At 74.2% G+C, this 23,227-nt stretch carries 19 protein-coding genes; 12 read left to right on the forward strand and 7 right to left on the reverse strand.

The annotated features are described in order from the left end of the window. Positions 1-31: 31 nt before the first annotated feature. From ACYVAP_RS05685 to ACYVAP_RS05695, 3 genes are read right to left on the reverse strand one after another with little or no spacing between them, the layout of a single operon-like run. A complete protein-coding gene (locus ACYVAP_RS05685) occupies positions 32-2,020 on the reverse strand; it encodes a DUF6541 family protein (RefSeq protein WP_498859918.1) in 1,989 nt (662 codons plus the stop codon). Beyond that, complete coding sequence (locus tag ACYVAP_RS05690; protein WP_137770358.1) at positions 2,017-2,442, reverse strand: DUF2304 domain-containing protein; 426 nt, start codon at positions 2,440-2,442, stop codon at positions 2,017-2,019. The genes ACYVAP_RS05685 and ACYVAP_RS05690 overlap by 4 nt, the downstream gene beginning before the upstream one ends. A 4-nt stretch (positions 2,443-2,446) precedes the next feature. Beyond that, positions 2,447-3,772, reverse strand: coding sequence for a nucleotide sugar dehydrogenase (locus ACYVAP_RS05695; RefSeq protein ID WP_498859919.1), 1,326 nt, complete (start codon positions 3,770-3,772; stop codon positions 2,447-2,449). Between the two features lie 156 nt (positions 3,773-3,928). Here ACYVAP_RS05695 and ACYVAP_RS05700 point away from each other — a divergent pair, with 156 nt between their 5' ends. Further along, positions 3,929-4,645 carry a glycosyltransferase family 2 protein gene (locus ACYVAP_RS05700; protein ID WP_462588059.1) on the forward strand — a complete coding sequence of 239 codons (717 nt, stop codon included), beginning with the start codon at positions 3,929-3,931 and terminating at the stop codon, positions 4,643-4,645. Positions 4,646-4,703: 58 nt separating this feature from the next. On the opposite strand, the gene ACYVAP_RS05705 is transcribed toward ACYVAP_RS05700, so the two are convergent. Continuing rightward, positions 4,704-5,939: an LCP family protein gene (locus tag ACYVAP_RS05705; protein ID WP_498859920.1), complete on the reverse strand. Its 1,236-nt coding sequence runs from the start codon at positions 5,937-5,939 to the stop codon at positions 4,704-4,706. Positions 5,940-6,218: 279 nt separating this feature from the next. Here ACYVAP_RS05705 and ACYVAP_RS05710 point away from each other — a divergent pair, with 279 nt between their 5' ends. The 6 genes from ACYVAP_RS05710 to ACYVAP_RS05735 all read left to right on the forward strand — a co-directional run bounded on the left by ACYVAP_RS05710 (position 6,219) and on the right by ACYVAP_RS05735 (position 13,175). Next, positions 6,219-7,193: a glycosyltransferase gene (locus ACYVAP_RS05710; protein WP_137770361.1), complete on the forward strand. Its 975-nt coding sequence runs from the start codon at positions 6,219-6,221 to the stop codon at positions 7,191-7,193. Further along, positions 7,190-8,038: a glycosyltransferase family protein gene (locus ACYVAP_RS05715; RefSeq protein ID WP_498859921.1), complete on the forward strand. Its 849-nt coding sequence runs from the start codon at positions 7,190-7,192 to the stop codon at positions 8,036-8,038. The genes ACYVAP_RS05710 and ACYVAP_RS05715 overlap by 4 nt, the downstream gene beginning before the upstream one ends. A 135-nt stretch (positions 8,039-8,173) precedes the next feature. Further along, positions 8,174-9,334 (forward strand): UDP-galactopyranose mutase, encoded by a 1,161-nt coding sequence (gene glf, locus ACYVAP_RS05720; protein WP_137770363.1) that lies wholly within the window; start codon positions 8,174-8,176, stop codon positions 9,332-9,334. A gap of 118 nt (positions 9,335-9,452) precedes the next feature. Beyond that, the gene (locus ACYVAP_RS05725; RefSeq protein WP_498860434.1) at positions 9,453-11,462 is read left to right on the forward strand and encodes a glycosyltransferase; all 2,010 of its coding nucleotides are present in this window, start codon (positions 9,453-9,455) and stop codon (positions 11,460-11,462) included. After that, positions 11,459-12,391, forward strand: a complete 933-nt coding sequence (locus ACYVAP_RS05730) for an ABC transporter permease (protein WP_498859922.1) — start codon at positions 11,459-11,461, stop codon at positions 12,389-12,391. Before ACYVAP_RS05725 ends, ACYVAP_RS05730 begins: the two co-directional genes overlap by 4 nt. A gap of 13 nt (positions 12,392-12,404) precedes the next feature. Then, positions 12,405-13,175 (forward strand): ABC transporter ATP-binding protein, encoded by a 771-nt coding sequence (locus ACYVAP_RS05735; RefSeq protein ID WP_498859923.1) that lies wholly within the window; start codon positions 12,405-12,407, stop codon positions 13,173-13,175. A gap of 88 nt (positions 13,176-13,263) precedes the next feature. Here ACYVAP_RS05735 and ACYVAP_RS05740 read toward each other — a convergent pair whose 3' ends face one another. Both ACYVAP_RS05740 and ACYVAP_RS05745 read right to left on the reverse strand, forming a co-directional pair. Then, on the reverse strand, positions 13,264-13,935 hold the full coding sequence (locus ACYVAP_RS05740) for a TIGR03089 family protein (RefSeq protein ID WP_498859924.1): 672 nt from the start codon (positions 13,933-13,935) through the stop codon (positions 13,264-13,266). Then, positions 13,932-15,002 carry a coenzyme F420-0:L-glutamate ligase gene (locus ACYVAP_RS05745; protein ID WP_498859925.1) on the reverse strand — a complete coding sequence of 357 codons (1,071 nt, stop codon included), beginning with the start codon at positions 15,000-15,002 and terminating at the stop codon, positions 13,932-13,934. Before ACYVAP_RS05745 ends, ACYVAP_RS05740 begins: the two co-directional genes overlap by 4 nt. Before the next feature lie 203 nt (positions 15,003-15,205). Here ACYVAP_RS05745 and ACYVAP_RS05750 point away from each other — a divergent pair, with 203 nt between their 5' ends. From ACYVAP_RS05750 to ACYVAP_RS05760, 3 genes are read left to right on the forward strand one after another with little or no spacing between them, the layout of a single operon-like run. Further along, entirely contained in the window at positions 15,206-15,499 is a 294-nt protein-coding gene (locus ACYVAP_RS05750) for a WhiB family transcriptional regulator (RefSeq protein ID WP_498859926.1), read from the forward strand. Positions 15,500-15,511: 12 nt separating this feature from the next. Beyond that, on the forward strand, positions 15,512-18,853 hold the full coding sequence (locus ACYVAP_RS05755; RefSeq protein ID WP_498859927.1) for a glycosyltransferase: 3,342 nt from the start codon (positions 15,512-15,514) through the stop codon (positions 18,851-18,853). Beyond that, entirely contained in the window at positions 18,846-20,558 is a 1,713-nt protein-coding gene (locus ACYVAP_RS05760; protein WP_498859928.1) for a DUF5719 family protein, read from the forward strand. Before ACYVAP_RS05755 ends, ACYVAP_RS05760 begins: the two co-directional genes overlap by 8 nt. Before the next feature lie 40 nt (positions 20,559-20,598). Here the strand turns inward: ACYVAP_RS05760 and ACYVAP_RS05765 are convergent, their stop codons facing one another. After that, entirely contained in the window at positions 20,599-21,054 is a 456-nt protein-coding gene (locus tag ACYVAP_RS05765; RefSeq protein WP_264451730.1) for a metallopeptidase family protein, read from the reverse strand. A gap of 164 nt (positions 21,055-21,218) precedes the next feature. Here ACYVAP_RS05765 and ACYVAP_RS05770 point away from each other — a divergent pair, with 164 nt between their 5' ends. Then, a complete protein-coding gene (locus tag ACYVAP_RS05770; RefSeq protein WP_498859929.1) occupies positions 21,219-21,569 on the forward strand; it encodes a DUF3499 family protein in 351 nt (116 codons plus the stop codon). Then, positions 21,562-23,217: a phosphomannomutase/phosphoglucomutase gene (locus ACYVAP_RS05775; RefSeq protein WP_498859930.1), complete on the forward strand. Its 1,656-nt coding sequence runs from the start codon at positions 21,562-21,564 to the stop codon at positions 23,215-23,217. The genes ACYVAP_RS05770 and ACYVAP_RS05775 overlap by 8 nt, the downstream gene beginning before the upstream one ends. Positions 23,218-23,227: the final 10 nt, after the last annotated feature.

Here is a 23,227-nt window from a genome sequence, read left to right on the forward strand (position 1 = left end):
CCTGCCGCGGGCTGAGCGGGGTCCGGAGAGGTCACGTGGTCCCTTCGCAGTCGACGGCGATGAGGCGGGAGTGGTCGGTCTCGAACACGACGGTGCCGATCGCGGGATCGGCCCGGTTCACGAGGTCGAACGTCGAGGACCACTGGTAGGTGATCTGCTCCTGGTAGACGTAGCCCACGCCGGCCTCGTGCAGCAGATCGCACACCTGGGCGGCGGGCACCTCGCCGTTCGAGCCGGAGAGGGCGTAGAGCAGGGCCCGGTCCTGGTTCTCGAGCGCCATGCCCGCGACCGGGAAGTACACCTGCTGCCCGTGGATCGCGTACATGTGCGAGGCACCGGAGAAGGGGCTCGCGAGCACTTTGAGGGAATGGTCCATCGTGGGATCCGCGGCGGCCCAGGCCTCGAGCTCGTCCTGCTGGAGGAAGCGGCCACGGCCCGGGTACTCCGCGGAGAGGTTCTTCGCCGCGTTGTCGAGGCGGGTCGGGATCGAGCTCGCCCCCGCCGCGAGGGCGAGCACCACGAGCAGGGCGATCACCGGGCGGGAGGGGCGCGGGCGACGGCCGTCGGCATCGAGAGGGCCGCGCAGCCGGCCCCAGACCTGCAGGCCCGGCACGATCAGCAGCACGGAGAGCATGGCGAGCGGCATCGAGAGGCGGTCCTGCCCGCGGTACCAGAGGGTCGACAGGCCCAGCGGGGAGTCCACCGCGGAGTCGAGGTACAGCACGGCCACGACGATCCAGGCGGCCCCCACCCAGCGGGCCGGTCCGCGCCACAGCGTGCGCACGAGCCCCGGCCACCACAGGGCCGCGAGGATCATGCCGAGCGCCATCGGCCACACGGTCAGCAGGCCCAGCAGGATCTCGCCGAGCGCGGACCACCACGGCACCTGCAGTCCGCCCTGGAAGCCGGTGACGGCCGCGGCGAGCGGGGTCAGGGCCAGCAGCAGCACGGGGATCGCGCAGATCACGGGGACCAGCCACAGCAGGCGCCGGCGACGCCGTTCGCGGAGCGCGGTCGCCGCGGTGAGCACGGTCGTCAGCAGCAGCGCCATGACGGCGACGTTCGGGTGCAGCAGTCCCAGGCCCAGCGCTGCGAGGCCCGCGATCGCGAGGGCCGCGAGGGCCGGCCGCCACCCGGAGGCCGTGGGGGCGGCGTCGACCGCCGGCCCTTCCTGCAGCGCCGACGTCGGCCCCGTCGGGGTCGGCCCGGGGAGCAGCGCCTGCCAGAGCGCGAGGACTGCGGCGAGGGCGCCCGGGAGCGCCGCGAAGCCCACGAGGTTCGGGATCGCGGAGAGATGGATCCACTCGTCGAGCGGGGCGGCGGGCACGATCGCCGCGCCGATCGCGACGGCGAACGGCGCCCAGGCCACCTCGGGGAACACGGCCCGTGCGAGCAGCGCCGAGCCCAGCACCCAGGGCACGAGCGCGAGGGCCAGCACCGCGCCGTTCAGCACGATCGGCACCGGCACCCCCGGCACGAGGGAGGCCAGCGCATGGAACGCCGCCGGGTACGCGGTCGCCTCGCCCACCGTGCTCGAGACCGAGCCGACGTCGAGGCTCGATGCCGTGCCGGTCTCCCGGATCCGCTGCAGCGCGGAGAGGTGGTAGAGCGTGTCCCAGCGCTCGAGGACCACCCCGGGGGTCCGCGCCTGCACCGCGATCGGCACCACGGCGAGCGCCGCCGCGAGGGTGACCCATACCGGGGCGAGCAGCACCGTGCGCGGAGGCATCAGACGGCCCTCGAGGGCCGCGCCCGGCAGGCGCACGCCCCACCGGCGCAGCAGCACCGCGAGGCCCAGGAGCACGAGGGCGAGCCCCAGGTGCGGCAGCAGCGACCAGCCGACCCCGACGAACGGGGCGATCAGGGCGGCGGTGCCCGCGATCCCGGCGGCGACCGCCGGGGCGATCGCGAGGGACAGCAGGCGCGAGCCGCCGAGGGCGCGCGGCACCGCGTAGCCGGGCAGATAGGTCGCCGCGAGGACCAGCAGGACGCTCAGCAGCAGGAGCAGGACGTCGGTCATCCGCGATCGGTGCCGAGCATCCGCTCGCGGTAGGCGAGGGGCTGCTCCGACTCGTCCAGCGCCAGACGGCGGGCGAGCACGGTGGTGCGCTTCTCCGCGTTCTTCGTGCGGGCCTCCGCGAGCGCGAGCGAGCCCAGCAGCACGATCACCGTCGCGTAGAGGAGCAGGTCCGCGCCGCGGCCCACCCCGACGACGTGCGCGACCGAGGTCAGCACGCGCGGGAACATCACCGTGAGCACCGCGAACACGGCGAAGCCGAGGATCAGCAGGCGGCGCACGGCCAGCTGCTTCGCCCCGCGGGTGATGAACAGCCAGGCGATGATCCCGAGGATCCCCAGGACCAGCAGGATCTGGATGATCAGGGTGCGGCTCCCGGCGGGGATCGTGGGCCCCAGCGCGAGGATCAGCTCGTGGGCGCCCACCGGCTCAGGCCTCCTCGGCCTGCTGGTGGGTGGAGGCGGAGCCGTCGCCGAGCACCAGGCGCGGCGTGCCGGCCCAGTTCTCGGCGGTCGTGATGTTGCGGCCGTCGACCACGAGCTTCACCCCGGGGACCTCCGCGGCGGAGAGCTCCGCGTACTCCGGGTGGTTGGTCTGCACGATCACGAGATCCGCGGCCTCCCCCAGGTGGTACGGCGCCCAGCCGAAGCCCGCGATCTCCTCGTCGTCGTAGTAGGTGTCGTGCACCGCGACCTCGGCGCCCTGGGCACGGAGGGCCTCGACCACCGGGAACACGCCGGAGAACGCGGTCTCCTTCACCCCGGTGCGGTACGAGGCGCCGAGCACGACGGCCTTCAGACCCTGCAGTGAGCCGAGCAGGCCCGCGGCGCGCTCCACGAGGAGCGCGGGGACGGAGGCGTTGAGCTGGCGGGCGGTGCGGACCGTCGTCGCGCTCGGGTCGCCCGAGAGGTACAGGCGCGGGTAGACCGGGATGCAGTGGCCGCCCACCGCGATGCCCGGCTGGTGGATGTGGGAGTAGGGCTGGGAGTTGCTGGCCTCGATGACCTTGTACACGTCGATGCCGTGGTCCTGCGCGAAGAGGGCGAACTCGTTGGCGAGCGCGATGTTCACGTCGCGGTAGGTGGTCTCGGCGAGCTTCGCGAGCTCGGAGGCCTCGGGGGAGCCGAGGTCCCACACGCCGTTGGGGCGGGGCAGGTCAGGGCGCTCGTCGAAGGTCAGCGCGGACTCGTAGAAGGCGCGCGCCCGCGCGGTGCCCTCCTCGGAGATCGCACCGATGAGCTTGGGGTACTTGCGCAGGTCCGCGAACACGCGGCCGGTGAGCACGCGTTCGGGGGAGAAGACGGCGAAGAAGTCCTGCGACTCCTTCAGCCCGGAGATCTCCTCGATCATCGGCACGAAGCGGGTGCGCAGGGTCCCCACGGGGAGCGTCGTCTCGTAGGAGACGAGGGTGCCGGGGGTGAGGTGCTCGGCCAGCGAGCGGGTCGCCTCGTCCATCCAGCCGAAGTCCGGCTCCCAGCTCGCGTCGTCCACGAACAGGGGGACGACGATGACGACGGCGTCCGCGCCGGGGATCGCCTCGGCGTAGTCGGTGGTCGCACGGAGGCGGCCGGCGGGGACGAGCTCGGCGAGCTTCTCGGCGAGCTGGGCCTCGCCCGGGAACGGCTCCTTCGCCTGGTTGATCAGCTCGACCTGGCGGGCGTTGACGTCGACTCCCACGACCTCGTGGCCGGCATCGGCGAACTGGACGGCGAGCGGGAGCCCGATCTTGCCGAGGGCGACGACAGCTGTCTTCACGTGAGATCTTCCTTCCGGCGCACTGCGCCACTTCTGCGAGGGACGGTCGCCCGGGGGCGATCCACCGTGACAGGGTATCGTCCGTCGTTGTCCCGGGCCTGGACCCGGATGCCCTGCCTCGTCGTCCCGGACGTCCCGCGTCCCCAGGAGCCCTGCATGACCTCTACCGAGCATCCGGAGCCGGCGCCCGAGGCCGACAGCCCCGGCGCGGAGCGCACCTGGTTCGTGGTGCCCCTGTTCAACGAGGGTGAGGTCATCGGCGACGTCATCCGCGCCCTGCGCACCCGCTACCCGCTCGTGGTCTGCGTCGACGACGGCAGCGCGGACGCCTCCGCGCGGATCGCCGAGGAGGCCGGTGCGGCCGTCGTGCGCCATCCCTTCAACCTCGGCCAGGGCGCCGCGCTGAAGACCGGCATCGACTACGCGCTGCGGGACCCGGGGATGCGCCAGGTCGTCACCTTCGACGCCGACGGTCAGCACCAGGTCGACGACGCCGCCGCCATGATCGCCCTGCGCGAGGAGGAGGGCGTGGACGTGGTCCTCGGCTCCCGCTTCCTCGACGGGCGCACGCGCCCCGGCCTCATCAAGCGCATCGTGCTGCGCGGCGCGGTCTGGTACTCGAACATCACCAGCGGCGTGCGGCTCACGGACGCCCACAACGGGCTGCGGGTCCTGGGCCGCGAGGCGTGCGAGAAGATCGCGATCGAGCAGAACCGCATGGCGCACGCCTCGGAGATCGTCGAGGAGATCGGCCGCCACGAGCTGACCGTGCGCGAGCACCCCGTGCACATCCTCTACACGGACTACTCCCGCTCGAAGGGCCAGTCGGTGCTCAACTCCGTGAACATCGTCATCGACATGCTCTTCCGCTGATCCGATCCGTCCTCTCGCGACGGGACGGATCAGCGGGGAGCGCCGGCTCTGGCGGTCGTCAGGAGGCGGCCTTCGGCTCCGCGCTGCCGTCGGCGATCGAGCCGAAGAACGCGGCCGTGTCGGCGTCGTCCGTGAGGATCGCCTGGCCGGAGTGCTTCGTCCGGTAGGCCGGGTCCTCGATCGGCATGGTCACCGTGCCGGCCTTCATCGCGCTGCGCGCCGTGAGCGCCATCCGGCCCAGGTCCACGATCCCCGTGCCCTCGCTCGTCGCGAGGGCGTCCGTGCCGGCGCCCGCGAGGCGCACCTGGGCGAGCGGGTTCAGGAGCACGCCGGGGGAGGCGACGCGGGACATGAGGGCGCCCACGAACTGCTGCTGGCGGGCCTGGCGGCCGATGTCCGCGGTGGGGTCGAAGTAGCGGGCGCGCACGAAGGCGAGCGCCTGCTCACCGCCCACGTCGTGGCAGCCCTCGGTCATCTTCAGCCCGGACTTCTCGTCGTCCACGTCCTGGTCGATGCAGAGGTTCACGGAGCCGACGGCGTCGACCATGCCCTCGACACCGTCGAAGCCGATCTCGACGTAGTGGTCGATCGTCATGCCGGTGAACTGCTCCACGGTCTTCACGAGCAGCGGGGCGCCGCCGAAGGCGAAGGCGGCGTTGAGCTTGTACCTCCCGTGCCCGGGGATGTCCACGAGGGTGTCGCGGGGAAGGGAGACGAGGTAGCTGCGGCCGTTCGGGGCCTTGTGCAGCAGCATGATCGTGTCGGTGCGCTGGCCGGTCGTGCCGTCGTCGGCCACGGCGTCGCCGCCGCGGGCGTCGGATCCGGCGATGAGGTAGGTCTGCCCCTCGGTGGCCTCCGCCCCGGAGAGCGCGTCGACGTGCTCGATCCGGGAGTTCGTCCACAGCGCGAGGCCGGCGCCCCAGGCGAGGAGCACCATGAGGACCAGGGCGACGAGCGTCATCCCGAACCGCAGGGGGCGGGGCACGCGCGAGCTGCGGCCGGGTCGGCGCCCTTGGCGGCGGGGAGCGCCGTCCGGCACGTCCCCGACGGGCGCGCCGGCCAGGAGCGGATCGGAGGTGTCGCGGGCGGGCGCCGCATGGCGCTCCGGAGCCCGGTCGCGGGCGGGGGCCGTGCGGGGGTCGACGGCCGGGAAGGCGCGGGTCGGGGTCTCCTCGCGCTCGCCGCGTCCCGGCGCGGGGACGGGGCGGGCGCTGCCGCCGGCGCGGGCGCGATGGCCCCGGGGGCGGCGCGGTCCTCCGTGTCGCGGGGAGCGCGGGGGCTGCCGATCGCTCATGTGCCGTCTCCTCTCGCTCGCGTGGCGCGGGTCTGTTCGGGGGTCCGTCGCGGCGCGGGCCGGCGGGTGCTGACGGGTGATGGCGCCCGACAGGCTAGCCCCAACCCTCCCGCGTGACCGCACCGGGTCCATGACGTCGCGGAACCTCCTGCGAACCTTCACACGCCGTGCGCGGGGCTCCCGGGATCGGCCCGGGACCTCTCCGTACACTGGTCCGAGGCGCCCGCCGGCGCCGCCGGGGGACCCCGGCGCCACGACGAAGCACCAGCAGGAGGCCTTGTGGACAGCACCGCAGCACGGGGGCAGGAGAGCGCCCCGCGCGTGGTCGCGGTGGTGGTCACCTACAACCGCGAGCAGCTGCTCGAGCAGTGCCTGGACGGCCTCGCCGCCCAGGAGCGCCGCCCGGATGCCGTGGTCGTGGTGGACAACGCCTCCTCGGACGGCTCCGGTCGCGTCGCCGACGCCCACCCCCTGGGCGCCGACGTCCTGCACCTGCGCCGCAACGTGGGCGGGGCGGGCGGCTTCGCGGCCGGCATGGCCCGCGCGCTCGTGCGCCACGACGCCGACTGGCTGTGGCTCATGGACGACGACACGGTCCCCACGCCCTCCGCCCTCGCGGAGCTGCTGCGCTCGATCGAGGCGTCGCCGGTGCGGCTGAGCGTGCTCAGCTCCCGCGCCGTCTGGACCGACGGCCGCGACCACCCGATGAACACCCAGCGCACCCGCTTCCGGGCGAGCGCGGGGGAGAAGCGGGACGCCGCCGCCGCGGGCGGCCGGCCGATCCGCACCGCGAGCTACGTCTCCGCGCTGCTGCGCGGCGAGGACGTGCGCCGCCTGGGCCTCCCGTATGCCGACTACTTCATCTGGTCCGACGACTTCGAGCACACCGGCCGCCTGCTGCGCCGGGGCCGTGGCCTGCAGGTCCCCGCCTCCGTGGTCGAGCACCGCACCGTGCTCTTCGGCGACGCCCAGTCCAACCCGGGCTCGCGCTTCTACTACGACGTGCGCAACCGCACCTGGGCGCTGCTGCGCACCACCTCCTTCACCCCGTCCGAGAAGGTGCTCTACGGCGGCAGCACCGTGCTGGGCTGGCTGCGCCGGCTCGCCCGTCACCGCGGCGAGCTCACGGGCGTCGGTGCGCGCGGGCTGCTCGCCGCGCTGCGCCGCGGTCCGCGACCGTCGGCCGCGGTCCTCGCGACGGACCCGGAGGCCGCGGCGGACGTCCGCCGCATCGAGCGGGCGGCCGGGCGATGAGCGCCGTCCCCCCGTTCGCGGTGCTCATGCCCCTCTGGGGCCGCGACGAGCCCGCGCGCGTCGAGGCGGCGATCGCCTCCGCGACGACCGGCCAGACCCTGCGCCCGGACCTGTTCCTGCTCGCCGTCGACGGCCCGCTCCCGAGCGCGCTCGAGGAGCTCGTGGCGCGGGTCGGGGCCGGGGAGTTCGGTCCCGCCCGCGTGCTGCGCCACCCCCAGCACCGGGGCATCGCCCTCACCCTCCAGGACGGCCTCGAGGCCTCCCCGCACGAGATCGTCGCGCGGGCCGACGCCGACGACCTCTGCCGGCCCGAGCGCTTCGCCGTCCAGATCCCGCGGATGGCGCGCACGGAGGGCGGCGAGGGCGCCGATCTGCTGGGCGGGTCCATGCAGGAGTTCAGCGACCGGGTCGCCCCGGGGGAGGGGCCGCTGCGCACCCGCCCCCTCGAGCACGAGCAGATCGTGGGCTACCTGGGCCGCCACTCGCCCTTCCACCACCCCACGATCGTGCTGCGCCGCTCGGTCGCGCTCGCCGTGGGCGGCTACCGCGACCTCCCGCTGCTCGAGGACTACTGGCTGTGGGAGCGGATGATGCTCGGCGGGGCGCGCATGGGCAACGTCGAGGAGGTCGTCGTCGACTACCGCGTCGACGAGCACCTCTTCGAGCGCCGCGGCGGCTGGACGCTCTTCACGAGCGACCTGCGCCTCCAGCGCACGCTCCTGCTGGACCGTGTGATCGGTCCCCGCGCGTTCCTGACCAACATCGTGCTGCGCGGCGGGTACCGTCTCGCCCCGTGGCGGCTGCGTCGCTTCGGCTACCGCCGCTTCGTGGAGCCCATGCGCTGAGCCCGCACGGGCGGGCGCATGACAGGGCGCACATCGCCCGACGCGCCGTCCCCGGGGGCACCGCCCCCGCCACCTGCCTCCGCTACTGTGAGCTGGTCCGCCGAGGACCGTCCGACCGCTTCGAAAGGAACCCCCGTGGCCACTCCTGATCTGCTGATCGTCGGCTCCGGCCTGTTCGGCCTGACCATCGCCGAACGCGCCGCGACCGAGCACGGCGCCAAGGTCACCATCATCGACAAGCGGCCGCACCTGGGCGGCAACGCGTACTCCGAGGCCGACGAGGCCACCGGGATCGAGGTCCACAAGTACGGGGCCCACCTGTTCCACACCTCGAACGAGCGGGTGTGGGAGTACGTGAACCGCTTCACCGCGTTCACGGGCTACGTGCACAAGGTGTACACGAACCACCAGGGCATCGTGTACCCCATGCCGATCAACCTCGGCACCATCAACCAGTTCTTCTCCTCCGCGTACACGCCGGACGAGGCGCGCGCGCTCGTGCAGGAGCAGGCCGGGGAGCTCGCCGGGACCGATCCCGAGAACCTCAACGACAAGGGCATCTCCCTGATCGGCCGCCCGCTCTACGAGGCGTTCATCAAGCACTACACGGGCAAGCAGTGGCAGACGGATCCCAAGGACCTGCCCGCCGGGATCATCTCCCGCCTCCCCGTGCGCTACACGTACGACAACCGCTACTTCAACGACACCCACGAGGGGCTGCCCCAGCAGGGCTACACCGCGTGGCTCGAGCGCATGGCGGACCACCCCAACATCGAGGTGCAGCTGGGGGTGGACTACTTCGACGAGTCCCAGCCCTTCAACAAGAAGGCCGTGCGCGGCCAGCTCCCGGTCGTCTACACGGGCCCCGTGGACCGCTACTTCGACTACGAGCTCGGCGACCTCAAGTGGCGCACGATCGATCTCGAGACCGAGCACCTCGACACCACCGGCGACTTCCAGGGCACCTCGGTCATGAACTACGCGGACGAGTCGGTGCCCTTCACGCGCATCATCGAGCCCCGCCACTTCCACCCCGAGCGGGAGTACCCCAAGGACCGCACCGTCATCCAGCGCGAGTACTCGCGCTTCGCGGAGCGCGAGGACGAGCCGTACTACCCCGTGAACTCGTCGACGGACCGCGACTCGCTGCTGCGGTACCGCGAGATGGCCGACGCCGAGCCCCGCACCCTGTTCGGCGGCCGCCTGGGCACCTACCAGTACCTCGACATGCACATGGCGATCGGCGCCGCGCTGTCGATGGCCGACAACAAGCTCGCCGACCTGCTGCGCCGCTGAGCGCGTCCCCGAGGAGGAGACACCGATCGTGAGCACGACCCGTCCCCAGAGCACCGAGTCCGCCGAGTCCGCGGAGTCGGCTGAGAGCGCCCCGCAGCGGATCCTGCAGCGGCTCATCATGCCGCTCGCGCCGACGCCCGACGTGATCCCGCTGTACATCGAGTCGCAGGCCGCCCGCTCGGGCGCCCAGACCGGCTCCTTCGGGCTGGGCACCGCCACCGCGGAGAGCGCGGAACCCGCCGCCGGGGCCACCGGCACGACCGGGGCGTCGCAGCTCGACCTCGAGGAGCTCAGCGCCCGCCACGGCGTCGAGGTGCCGCCGCAGTCGCTGCGCTCCTTCGGCACCTACTTCAACGCCTTCCCGGCGAGCTACTGGCGCCGCTGGACCCCGGTGCGCGAGGTGACGCTCACGATCGCGACGAGCGGCCGCGGGCAGATCATCGTCTACCGCTCGAACGCGCGCGGTGCGATCCAGCGCCACGACATGGCCATCGTCTCCCGCCCCGGCGAGACCCGCTTCGACCTGCCGCTGACGGCCTTCGGCGACGGCGGCTGGTACTGGTTCGACGTCATCTCCGGCCCGGACCCGCTGACGATCCACGGTGCCCAGTGGACGGCCGACGCCTCCGCGGCCCGCACCGAGGGCACCTTCTCGATCGCCATGACGACGATGAACAAGGTCTCCTACTGCCTCGACAACATCGAGCTGATCAGCAAGGACACGGACCTCCGCGAGAAGCTCGACGTCATGTACGTCGTGGACCAGGGCACCGACCGCCTGAACGACCACGACGAGATCGAGCCCCTGCAGGCCGCGATGGGCGAGCAGCTGCAGATCATCGAGCAGGGCAACATCGGCGGTTCCGGCGGCTTCTCGCGCGGCATGTACGAGGCGTCGACCAACGGCTCCTCGACCTACGTCATCAACTGCGACGACGACATCGACATCGAGCCCGAGTCGCTCCTGCGCATGCTCACCTTCGCGGACTTCGCGCGCACGCCGATGCTCGTGGGCGCGCACATGTTCGACCTCAACAACCGCTCGGTGCTGCACGCCTTCGGCGAGAGCGTGGACCCGTGGGCGATCCAGCCCAAGGTGACGATCCCCGAGGGGCGCCTGGGCCACGACTTCGCGGTCGAGCCGCTGCGCTCCACCCCGTGGCTGCACCGTCGCGCCGACGTCGACTACAACGGCTGGTGGACCTGCCTCATCCCCACCGAGACCGTCCGGGCGATCGGCCTGAGCCTGCCCGTCTTCATCAAGTGGGACGACGCCGAGTACGGCCTCCGCGCGAAGAAGGCCGGCTACCCGACCGTCTCGATGCCCGGCGCTGCCGTCTGGCACATCACGTGGACGGACAAGAACGACGCGCTGGACTGGCAGATCTACTTCCACGAGCGCAACCGCATCATCACGGCGCTGCTGCACTCGGTCTACGAGCGCGGCGGCAAGGTGCTCACCGAGTCCCAGGGCATCGATGTCAAGCACCTCATGTCCATGCAGTACTACACCGAGGCGGCGCGCCTGATCGCCCAGGAGGACGTGCTGCGCGGTCCGGGCGTGCTGCACGACGAGATCGGCACCAAGCTGCCCGAGCTGCGGGCGATGGCGCAGACCTACGACGACTCCCTCACCAGGGCGGACGCCGACCAGTTCCCCGAGGTGCGGATGCACAAGCCGCCGCGCAAGGGCCGGGCGTTCTCCGCTCCGCGCCGCTCGATGCTCCCGCTGTGGACCGCGAAGACGATGGCGCGTCAGCTGATCGCCGCGCCGCCGGAGAGCTCGGCCGCGCACCCACAGGCTGCGATCGCCCACCAGGACGCGAAGTGGTGGACGCTGAGCCACTACGACAGCGCCGTGGTCTCCAACGCGGAGGGCACGAAGCTCGCCTGGTACCGCCGCCGTCCGGAGCAGGTCCGCTCGATGCTCGTCCGCACGGCGCGCACCCACCTGGACCTGTATCGCCAGTGGAACCGGCTGCGGGACGAGTACCGCGCCGCCGCGGAGGGCCTGACCTCCTTCGCCGCTTGGGAGCGCACCTTCAGCGAGAACCCGGCCCCGGTGCGCCCGGGCATCGACGACGTCGACACCGCCGCGCCGTCCACCCCGGAGGGGGCCTCCGCGTGACGGCGACCGCCCCGGCGCGTCGCACCCCCTCGGCCGCGGAGCGCGCCGAGGGGTGGAAGGCCCCCGGCCAGGACGCCGGGTGGCTGAACCCGCTCAAGGAGCGGTTCCTGCTGCGCCTGTTGGTGAAGAAGGAGCTGCGGGTCCGCTACCGCGGCAGCGTGCTCGGCATGGTGTGGAGCTACGTCAAGCCCGCCGTGCAGTTCCTCGTGTTCTACATCGCGATGGGCGTGTTCCTCGAGCTGAACAAGGGCACCCCCGCGTACGCGGTCTACCTCTTCAGCGGCATCGTCGTGGTGAACCTGTTCGGCGAGGTCTTCGGCAACGCGACCCGGTCGATCACGGGCAACGGCGCGCTCGTGTCGAAGATCTACATCCCCAGCCAGCTGTTCCCGTGGGCGAGCATGATGGTCGCCCTCGTGCACTTCCTGCCGCAGCTGCTCGTGCTCGTGGTGGGCGCCGTGCTCAACGGCTGGCTGCCCTCGCCCACGGCGGCGGTGGCCTTCCTGCTGGGGATGCTGATCCTGCTCGTGTTCACGATGGGTCTGGGCATGCTCACCGCGGCGCTGAACGCGGCGTTCCGCGACGTGGAGAACTTCGTGGACCTCATCGTCATGGTCGCGACCTGGCTGTCCCCGGTGCTGTACCGGATCGACATGGTGCAGAAGTCGCTCGACGGCACGATCTGGTGGTGGCTGTACCAGCTGAACCCGCTGACGATCGTGGTGCAGCTGTTCCACGTCGCCTTCTGGCGGTACTCGAAGCCGGTCGTCGACGAGCTCGCCACGGACCACCCGTTCGCCTACACCCTCGCCCAGCCGGGGGAGCCCTACGGGCTGTGGTGGGCCGGGCTGCTCATCGCCGTCGTCGTGTTCGCCCTGGGCACCGTGGTCTTCGAGCGCTCGAAGCGCCGCTTCGCGCAGGAACTGTGAGAGGAGGGCACCGATGACCCCGAACATCGCGGACGTCCCCACCTCCGCCGCGGTCCCCACGGATCGCGAGATGGTGCGCGTGGAGCATGTCTCCAAGCGCTTCTCCCTCCGCCACGACCGCTCCCTCAAGGAGCTCGTCTTCTCGGCCCTGCAGCGCAAGAAGCTCGCGGACACCTTCATGGCCCTCGACGACGTTGACCTCACGGTGCACGCCGGCGAGACGGTAGGCCTGATCGGGTTCAACGGCTCGGGCAAGTCCACCCTCCTGAAGACGATCTCCGGGGTGCTCTTCCCGGACGCCGGCCGGGTGATGCTGCGCGGACGCGTGGCGGGCCTGATCGAGGTCGGCGCGGGCTTCCACCCGGATCTCTCGGGTCGCGAGAACGTCTTCCTCAACGGCGCGATCCTCGGCATGAGCCGCGAGCAGCTCGAGGAGCGCTTCGACGACATCGTCGCGTTCAGCGAGATCGAGGAGTTCATCGACACGGAGGTGAAGTACTACAGCTCGGGCATGTTCCTGCGGCTCGCGTTCTCGGTCGCGGTGCACACGGACCCGGACATCTTCCTCGTGGACGAGATCCTCTCCGTGGGCGACGAGCCGTTCCAGAAGAAGTGCCTCGAGCGGATCCGTGAGCTGCAGGCCGCGGGCCGCACGATGGTCGTCGTCTCCCACGAGCTCGAGATGCTGCAGAAGCTCTGCACGCGGATCGTCGTGCTCCGCAAGGGCACGATCATCTTCGACGGCGACCCCACCGAGGCCGTCGCGGTGCTCCGCGCGAGCTGAGCGCTCCGCGCCCCCTGCGGGAGCGCAGGTGCGGACCGGGCAGGGCCCGTCCGGGGATCTCCCCGGGCGGGCCCGACCCCGTCATGGGTCATGGGCGGCCGGTGACCGCCTCGTCGGCCACGGCCCGCTCGTCGAGCTCCTCGGCGGGGCCGACGATCCCGCCCCCGGCGAGCCATGCCCCGAGGGCGGCCTCGACGTGGCCGAGGCCGTCGCCGGGGACGAGCAGCCGCGGGACTCCCTCGTGGTCGCCCCCGGGCTGCGGGCCGGACCAGGCGGGCAGGGCGGCGGCGAGGCGGTCGGGGTGCGCGCGCACCTCCTGCACCCAGTCGTGCGCGAGCGGCGGCAGCTCGCCGGCGAAGCGCGGGGCGAGGGAGACGGCGGCGAGGGCGAGCACGTCCTCGGCGTCGTCGGCGAGATCCGAGCCGGGACGGTCGGTGGCGAGCACGCGGATCCCGTCCTCGTGCACGTCGTCGGCCCCTGTCGCGAGGATCTCGACCCGGGCGCCGAGCGACCAGCCGGCGAGGGCGAGCACGAGCCGCTTCCAGTGCGGCGGGAGGTCGAGCACGAGCAGGTCACCGCTCTGCAGGGCGACCTCCGCGTCGAGGTGGCCGATCGCCTTGGTCACCCAGTTCGCGAGGACGTGGCCGGACAGCTCGATGCGGCCGCCCTCCTCGTGCCAGGCGAGCGCGGGGCGGGGGCCGAGGGACTCGAGGGCGGCGAGCAGCTCGGTGCCGCGGTGGAGGGAGGGGGCGGTGGTCATGCGGTCTCCTCGTGGATTCTCACGTGCAGCGGGGGGAGCGGGACGGCGATCTCCTCGGCGGCCAGGGCCGTGCGCACCCGCTCGCCGAGGGTCGCGGCGTCGAGGAGCCCCGCGGTCCCGGGTGCGGTGGGGTGCACGTCGATGCGGTCGGCGGCCGTGCGCTCGGCGCGGGCGGTGAGCGGGGCGGCTCCGCGGCGGGGGAGGGCGGCGACGGCGAGGGCGCGGTCGATGCGCTCGTCGTCGGGCTCGGGGGACATGCGGGCCACGGGCTCGTCCTCGAGGGCGAGGCCGAGGGCCTGCCAGACGGACTCGAGGCTCGGCCGGCGGAACCAGTCGTCGCCGCCGGTGCGGGCGAGGCGTGCGGCGGGCACCTCGTCGCGGGGATCCGCGACGACCGCGCCGGCGACCCCGCGCACGATCGCGACGGGCACGCGGCTCGCCTTGCCCTTGACGAGGTCCGCGGCGGCGGCGAGCTCGTCGGCCAGGTCGCGGACGGTCACGTGGAGCGTGCGGCCGGTGTCGTCGGACTCCCCCCGGAGGTCCTGGAGGGAGGCGACGCCCGCGGCGCCGAGGGCGACGTCCCCCACGCCCACCCGCCAGACCCGGGAGGAGGTGTCGGTCAGCAGCACGCCGAGCTCGACGCCGAGGGCGGCGACGAGGCCCTCCCGCAGCGTGCGGGCGCAGCCGTCGGGATCCTCGGGCAGCAGCAGCGGGCCCCCGGGGGCGTTGGAGCCGTCCACCCCCGCGGCGGCCATGACCGGACCGGAGGGGATCTCGACGATCGAGGTGACGCGCAGGGTGTGCAGGCGACGGGCGACGGTGCGCACGGCGACCCGCTCGATCGCGGCGTCGCGGTCGGCGGGATCGACGGTGAGGCCGAGGGACTTGGAGACGATCTTCGTGGACACGCAGACGACGTCGCCGTCGCGGAGCCCGGCCGTGCGCAGGGCGGGGGCGAGCAGGGTCACGAGGTCGTCCCCGGCCGTGACCTCGGGCAGGTGGGGGACGGGGACGATCTCGACGTGGCCGGGCTCGACGGGGCGGGTCGTGGGACGGGGCTGGGTCATCGGCGGGGTCTCCGATCGGGGCCGGCGGGTGGCCGACGGGCGGTCGGCGGGTGGTCGGCGGGAGGTGGGCACGAGGTGCTCCCCGCCGGGGTGACGGCGACCTCGGCGGGCGCCGCCCGCTTGACGGGGGAGAGTTACACGGGTGTATTTTAGGGGCGGACCAGGCCACTGGGGTGACCCTCGAGAGGAAGGAGCGGCCGGTGATGGACGATCAGGTCGAACCCGACGGGCGTGTCGAGCTGACCCTGCTGGATCATGCGCCGACCGAGGCCGAGGAGGAGCTGTCGTGGCACGAGCGCGCCCTGTGCGCGCAGACGGATCCCGAGGCCTTCTTCCCGGAGAAGGGCGGGTCCACCCGCGAGGCGAAGAAGGTGTGCGTCTCGTGCGAGGTGCGCTCCGAGTGCCTCGAGTACGCGCTGGAGAACGACGAGCGCTTCGGCATCTGGGGCGGACTGTCCGAGCGTGAGCGGCGCAAGCTCAAGCGCCGGGCGGTCTGACATCCTGTCCAGGTGACCTCGCGCCGCATCACCGCCGTCGTCCTGCTGTCCGGGACGTCGTCCGTCGACTCCTCCCGCGCCGCCGTGCAGGCTGTGCGCGATCAGACGACCCCCGCCGATCTCCTCGTCGCGGTCGCGCCCGCCGCGCTGGACCCCGAGGTGATCACCGCCCTCGAGGGCGCCGCCGGCGCCGACCACCTGCTCACCACCTCCGCCGGGGTGGGACGCGCGGGGGCCCTGCGCGAGGCGCTCGACATCCTCGACACGCTCACCCCCACAGGCCCCGATGACGCCGCGGGCGGCGCCCGGGACACCGACGGCGCCCACCCGCCCGAGGGGCAGGACGCCGACGGCCGGGGCACCGCGTCGGCCGGCCGCCGGGCGGCCGACGTCGACGTCGACGAGCTCGAGCGACGTCGCACCCAGGAGGCGGAGGACCTCGCCCGCGTCCCCGAGCGGCTCCGCCGACGCCGACGACGCGGCGGCCGCCGTGCCGCCGCCGCCGACCGCGACGACTGGCTGTGGATCGTCGAGGACGGCTCCCTGCCCTCCGCCGACGCGCTCGAGCAGCAGCTCGCGCTGCTCACCCGCTCCCCGACCACCGCGGTCGTGGGCACCAAGCGCGTGCGCCACGAGGACGCCCCCGGGGAGGGCCGCTTCGCCCGTGCGGCGACCCTCGTGGACGTCGGCCTCAGCCTCTCCCGCACCGGCCGCATCGTCACGGGCGTCGACCCGGGCGAGATCGACCAGGGGCAGTCGGACTGGCGCCACGACGTCCTCGCGGTCGCCCTCTCCGGCATGCTCGTGCGCGAGCGGACCCTGCGCGAGCTCGGCGGCCTCGATCCTTTGCTGCCCGCCCCCTGGGCGGAGATCGACCTGTGCCAGCGGGTCTGGCGCGCGGGGGAGCGGGTCGTCGTCCAGCCCACCGCCCGCACCGAGGTCCCCGCGCCGAGCACCCCCTTCCGCGAGCGCCTCCAGGAGCAGCGGACGGGCCGGATCCTGGTCCAGCTCAAGCACCGCCCGCTCCCGGCGGCCGTGCTGCTCCTCGTCCTCCTCCCGCTGATCACGCTGCTGCGGATGGCGGGGCACGTCGCCGCCGTCCAGCCGCGCCGGATCCCGGTGGAGCTGCTGGCCTGGGCATCGGCGATGCGCCGCGCCCCTGGCGTCATCCGTCGCGGGATGCGGGCCCGGCGCCGGGCCCGGGTGCCCCGTGGCCGCCTCGCCCCGCTCTACCTGCCGCTCGGCGAGAGCCTGCGCCGCACGGCCGCCGACGTCTGGAACCGGCTCTTCGCGGACGACGACCGCACCCGCCGCATCCGCCGCACCACCTGGGGGATCGCCGGCACGCGTCACGGGATCGACGACGCCGACTACGGCCGGCACGTCGTCTGGACCGCTGTCGTGGCGCTGTCCTCCGTGGTGCTCGGGCTCGTCTCGCTGCGAGCGCTGTTCGGGCGCGGCGAGCTGCGCGGTCCCGGGCTGCTCGCCCTCCCCGCGGACTGGCACGCGACCTGGGAGGCGGCCTGGTCCAGCTGGATCCCCGGCGGTCTCGGCACCCGCGGTCCCGCCGATCCGCTGATCCGGCTCCTCGGCCACCTCCGCGTGGACGGCGACCTGCTCGTCGAGGCCATCGTCTTCGCCTCCGTGCCCGTCGCCGCGCTCGCCGCCTGGTGGGCCGCCGGGGCGATCACCCGGGCGATCGGCGCCCGTCTCGCCCTGACCGTCGCCTGGGCGCTCGCCCCGGTCCTGCTCACGGGGCTCGTGGCGGGCGCCTGGCCGCTGCTGCTCGTGCACGCCCTGCTCCCGCTGCTCGCCCTTGCCGTGGGACGGGCGATCGGGCTGCCCCACAAGATCTCGCAGGCGAGCGTCTCCGCGGCGGCGGCCGCGGGCCTGCTGCTGCTCGCCATCGGCGCGGTCCAGCCGGTGCTGGTGCTCGTCGCGGCGCTCGGGCTCGCCCTGCTGGCCCCCGCGGTGCGCGGTCGCCGCTGGCGGCTGCTGTGGGTGCTCGTGCCGTCCCTCGCCCTGCACCTGCCCTACCTGGGCGTGTACGCGGATGCGCCGCGCACGCTGCTCGCCGTGGGCGGCATGCCCGCGACCGGCCCCGGGCTGCCGGACGTCGACGCCGTGCGCAGCGCCCTCGCGCCGCTCGCCGGCCTCACGGGGCCCGCGGCGGCGGCCTTCCTCCCGCTGCTGCCCCTGCTGCCGCTCGTGCCCGTGGTGCTCGGCGCGCTCGTCGCCCCGTTCCTCGCAGGGCCCGCCGGCCGCGTCGGCCGATTCTCCCTGCTGCTGGCCGCCGCGGTGCTCGCGGCGGCCCAGATCGCCCGCTCCGTCGCGGTCGCCGTGGACGGAGACCGGGTCGTGACGGCGGAGCTCCTGCCGCTGCTCTCGGTGCTCCTGCTCGCGCTGTCCGTGGGCGCGGCCGCCTCCTTCGACGCCCTCGCGCGCCGCGACGCGACGGTCTCCGGGGCGCGCCGCACGCTCACCACCGTGCTCGCCGCGGGCGTCGCCGCCGCATGCCTCGTCACCGTCGTCGGCTGGACGGTCCTGCTGCCGGGCCTGCTCGAGGTCGAGCGCACGGAGGCCGCCGAGGTCCCCGCCGCCGCCGCGGACCAGGGCCTCACCGACGCCCGCACCCGGGTGCTGACCCTCACGCAGGACGAGGACGGTGCCGTGAGCGCCGGTCTGGTCGTGCACGGCGGGGACAGCGCGCTGCAGCGGGCGGGCGTAGCGGACGCGCGCGACGTCGCGACCGTGGCCGCCGGGGAGCAGCTCGGGGCGGATCCCGGCTCGAATGCCCTGCGGACCTGGGTCTCCGGCCTGGTCTCGGGGGAGGCCGGCGCGACCGACGAGGCCGCCACCTCCCCGGCCGTCTCCTACGTGCTGGTCCCCGGGGACCCCGCCGCGCAGGCGGATCTCGTCGCCGCCCTCGACTCCTCTCCCGCTCTCGAGAAGGTGACCGTCTCCGCGACCGGCGGGCTCTGGCGCGTGGTCGACGCCCCGGCCCGCGCCGTCGTGCGCTCCGCGGACGACGCGACCCCCCTCGCGAGCACGGTCGTCGACGCGCGGGGCACGGTCGCCGCCGCCCCCGCCGAGCGCACGGTCGTCCTCGCCGAGCGCTACGACACCGGCTGGACGGCGACCCTCGACGGGGAGCGTCTCGAGCCGACCCTCGTCGACGGCTGGTCCCAGGGCTTCGTCCTCCCCGCGGGCGCCGAGGGCGACCTCGAGGTGGGACGCTCGACGCCCTGGCGGCCGCTCTGGCAGGTGCTGCTGTACGCCGGCACGGGCCTGACCGCCCTCATCGCGATCCCCTGGCGCGCCCGGACCCGCAGTGCGGAGGAGCTCCATGCCTGACAGCCGTGACCGCGACGAGCTCGCCGACGTCTTCGCCGAGGACGGGGCGCCCCGCCCCGGGGAGGCCGCCGACGCCGCCGACGACGGCGGGGCCGGGACCCCGCGCACCGGCGCAGGGCAGGACGCCTCCGGCGGGACCCGCCGCCGCCCCCTGCTCGCGCTCGGCGCGCTGCTCCCGCTCGCGGCCGCCGCGGCCGCCGTCGTCGAGCTGCCCCCGCGCGGCGGCCCGGAGGCGGAGCGCGCCGCGACGACCGCCCGCCCCGGGCCGCTGACCCTCCTGGTCCCCGGACCGGTGCAGGTGCCCCAGGAGGTGCTCGACACCGCGACCGACGCCGACCTCGCCGTCACACCGCCCTCGACGGCCGTCGCCGTGGGCGCGATCGCCCTCGAGACGGACTCGTCCCTGCTGTTCGGCCGGGTGAGCGGCTCCGAGACCCGGCGCGACGAGCAGGGGGAGGCGAGCGCCCCCGCGCTCACGCTCGAGGACACTGGGGGGAGCGCCCTCGACGCCACGGTGACCGCCGGGGAGGTCGGGAACACCGTGCTCGGCGCCTCCGCGGTCGAGGGGGCCGCACGGCTCGGCGCGGCGACCGCCGAGGACGACAGGCCCGTGGCCGACGCCGTCCAGTCGACCCTCACCCCGAGCGGCGACTACCGCTCGCTCGCGCTCACCCGCGCGCTCCCGCCGAGCGCCGAGGGGATCTTCCTCGGTCTCACGACGACCGCCGGCTCGAGCGCCCAGCTCGTGCTCCGCAACCCCTCCTCGCGCGCCGCGACCGCCGCGCTCCAGGTCTGGACGCCCGACGGCCCCGCCGCCATGTCCGGGCGCAGCCAGGTGGTCGTCGCCCCCGGCGAGGAGCAGTCCGTGCTCCTCGAGTCGATCGTCCCGGACCAGGAGGCCCTCGCCCTCGAGGTCGCCGTGCAGGGCTCGCCCCTGGCCATGCACCTCCAGCTCTCCGAGCGCAGCGGCCTCACCCCGGGCGGCGTCGAGATCCTGACGCCGATCGCCGCGCCGGACCGCGATCTCGTCATCCCCGGCGTCGAGGTGGCGGGCACGGCCCCCACGCTCGTGCTCGCGAACCTCCGCGCCCAGGACACGACCGCGCAGGTCGAGGTGCTCGGACCCGACGGCGTGATCGACGAGGGCTCCCCGGGCGAGGTCCCGGTGACGGGGGAGTCCGTGACCACGCTCGCCCTCGAGTCCCTCCCCGACGGCGCCGTCACGGTGCGGGTGCGCGCGGACGCCGCGATCTGCGCCGCCGTCCGCTCCCCGATCGCGGGGGCGGATCTCGCCGGCAGCACCCTCGGCGCCCCTGTCGACCTCGCCGTGCTCGTGCCGGCACCTTCGCTCACGAGCAGCGGGATCGTCGCGCTCCCGCCCGGCGGAGGCCACGGCTGGCTCACCCTCGCGGCGGAGGCGGACACCACCTGCACGCTCATCACGGTCGCGGCGGACGCCACCACCTCCGAGCCGATCGTGCGGGAGCTCGCCGCCGACACCTCGACCGTGGTCGCCGACCCGTCCCTGCGCGCGGGCGGGGCCCAGCCGGTGGCCGTGGTGGTCGTGCCGGACCAGCCCGGGGCGGTCCGCGCCGCCTGGATGCAGCGGGAGCAGGACGGCGCGGGCGGCGTGCTGCACTCCGCGGTGACCGTCGTGCCGAGCGCCGCGACCGGCGAGGGCACGAGCATCCGGGTCGAGGACTGACCCCACCTCGCGGGGGGGGTCCCCGGAGCTCGTCGGACCCTCAGTCCTCCCAGGCCTCCGGGTCGACGTCCTCCGCGGCCATGCCCAGCAGCGAGCCGATCTGCTCGGAGACCACCTGGCGCACGAGCGCCTCGAGCTCCTCGTCACCCGTGCAACGGGTCGCGACGGGCCGACGGTAGAGCACGACCCGCGGCGGGTGCTCCCGGGTCGCGGGCAGTGCACGACCCAGCACGACAGGGGCGTCCTCCCACGGCGCCGGGTCCTCGGGCGGGACCTCCTCGACCATGACCTGGAGGTGCGCGAGGCGGCGCGGGAACCGCTCGGCGATCGTGGCGACGGAGTCCGCGACGAGGTCGTCGAAGCGCTCGCGGCGGCTGCGGTGACCGGGCAGGTGCGCGGGGATCAGGTCCCGGCGGAACCCCCGCCCGTGGCGGTCCCGCCGCCGGGGCGCGGAGCGCGGATCGGGCACGGCGCGTGCGGCGAGGTCCCTGTCCATGGGCGGCACTCTAGCCCTCCCTCCTGCGCGCCCCGGATCCGGACGGGGTGCCGCACGACACCCCGGACCGGGCGGGCGATGCGGCCTGCGACCCCGCGGGCCTGCGTAGAATCCGGGGCGTGCCTGCACGTGAATGCTCCCGGACCGCCTGCTCGCGACCAGCGGTGAGCACGCTCACCTTCGTCTACGCGGACTCCACGGCCGTGCTCGGACCGCTCTCGCGGCACAGCGAGCCGCACACCTACGACCTCTGCGCCGAGCACGCCTCCCGCACGACCGCCCCGCGCGGCTGGGAGCTGCTGCGGGTCGAGGGCGGGCACGAGGTGCCCGACGAACTCGTCGCCCTCGCCGACGCCCTCCGCCCCGCGCGCGAGGTCCCGGGCGTCCCCGGTCCCGCGGACCGCACCGATCCCACCGCCCGCCCCGACCGCGCCGGTCGGGCAGGACGCGTCGCCGACCGCCCCGCCGCCGAGGCCGGGCGCCATCTCCATGTCGTGAGGAGCGCCGATGACTGAGCAGAAGACCGTGGATCTCCGCGGCATCGTCAAGAAGTACGACGTCCGCGGGGTGGCCGGGACCGAGCTCACCGAGGAGATCGCGCGCGCCCTCGGGGCGGCCTTCGCGGACCTCCTCGACGGGGCGCCGATCATCGTCGCCCACGACATGCGCGTCTCCTCGCCGGCCCTCGCCGCCGCCGTCGCCGAGGGCGCCGCGCACCGCGGGTCGACGGTCGCCGAGGCCGGCCTGTCCTCGACGGACCAGCTGTACTGCGCCTCCGGACAGCACGACGCCGCGGGCGTGATGATCACCGCGAGCCACAACCCCGCCCCGGACAACGGGCTCAAGCTCACCCGGGCCGGCGCGCGCGCGATCAGCCGCGAGACCGGTCTCGAGGACGTGCGCAGCGGCGCCGAGGCCTACCTCGCCGCCGGCGTGATCCCCGAGCGTGAGGGCGGCCGTCGCGCGCAGCTCGACACGCTCGAGGACTACACCGCGCTGCTGCACCGCCTGGTCCCGCTCGGCGGCCGCCGGCGCCTGCGCGTGGTCGTCGACGCGGCGGACGCCATGGCCTCCCTCACCGTCCCGGCCGTGCTCGGGAGCCTCGAGCACCTGGACGTCGTGCCGCTGCACTTCGGGCTCGACGGCACCTTCCCGCACCATCCCGCCAACCCGCTGGACCCCGCGAACCTCGTGGACCTCCACGACGCCGTCCTCGCCGAGGGGGCGGATCTGGGCCTCGCCTTCGACGGCGACGCGGACCGCTGCGTCGTCCTCGACGAGCAGGGGCGCCCGGTGGACCCCTCCGCCGTGACCGCGCTCATCGCCGGCCGCGAGATCGCCCGCGCCCGCGCCGCGGGGGAGGAGCGGCCCGTGGTCGTCGCGAACCTCGTCTCCTCGCGCCACGTGGACGAGGTGATCTCCGCCGCAGGCGGCGAGGCCGTGCGCTCGCCCGTCGGTCATTCGCTGATCAAGGCGATCATGGCGGAGCGGAGCGCCGTCTTCGGCGGGGAGCACTCGGCGCACTACTACTTCCGGGACTTCTTCTTCGCCGACTCGGGCCTGCTCGCCGCGATGCACGTGCTCGCGGCGCTCGAGGAGTCCGACGGCCCCCTCTCCGCGCTCGTCGCGGAGCATCAGCCCTACGCCGCGAGCGGGGAGCTCAACACGACCGTCGCCGACCCCTCGGCGGCGCGCGAGCGCGTGCGAGCGGCGCTCGGCGCGCGTCCCGGCGTGGAGGCCGACGACCTCGACGGGCTCACCCTCACCCACTGGAACGAGGACGTGCCCGCCGCGGAGCGCTGGTGGCTGTCCCTGCGCTCCTCGAACACCGAGCCGCTGCTGCGTCTGAACGTCGAGGCCGAGGAGGCCACCCTGATGGAGTCCGTCCGCGACGAGGTCCTCGCGATCGTCACCGATGCCGATGCCGATGCGGGTGCCGCTGCTGCTGCCGGCGCCGGGGCGGGCGGCTCGCTGCCCGCCGGGGCGAGCGGTGTCGACGTGCCCTCCTGGGTGCGTGCCGTGCTCCGCTGCCCGGACTGCGGCGGCACGCTGCAGGACGCGACCGCGGGGCTGCGCTGCGAGGCCTGCGGCCGTGTGCACGCGGTCGAGGGCGGGATCCCCGTCCTCATCGCCGGTCGCGCCGAGGCCCCCGACGGCGCCTGACCCCCGCGCC

Source organism: Brachybacterium horti, from assembly GCF_054777615.1.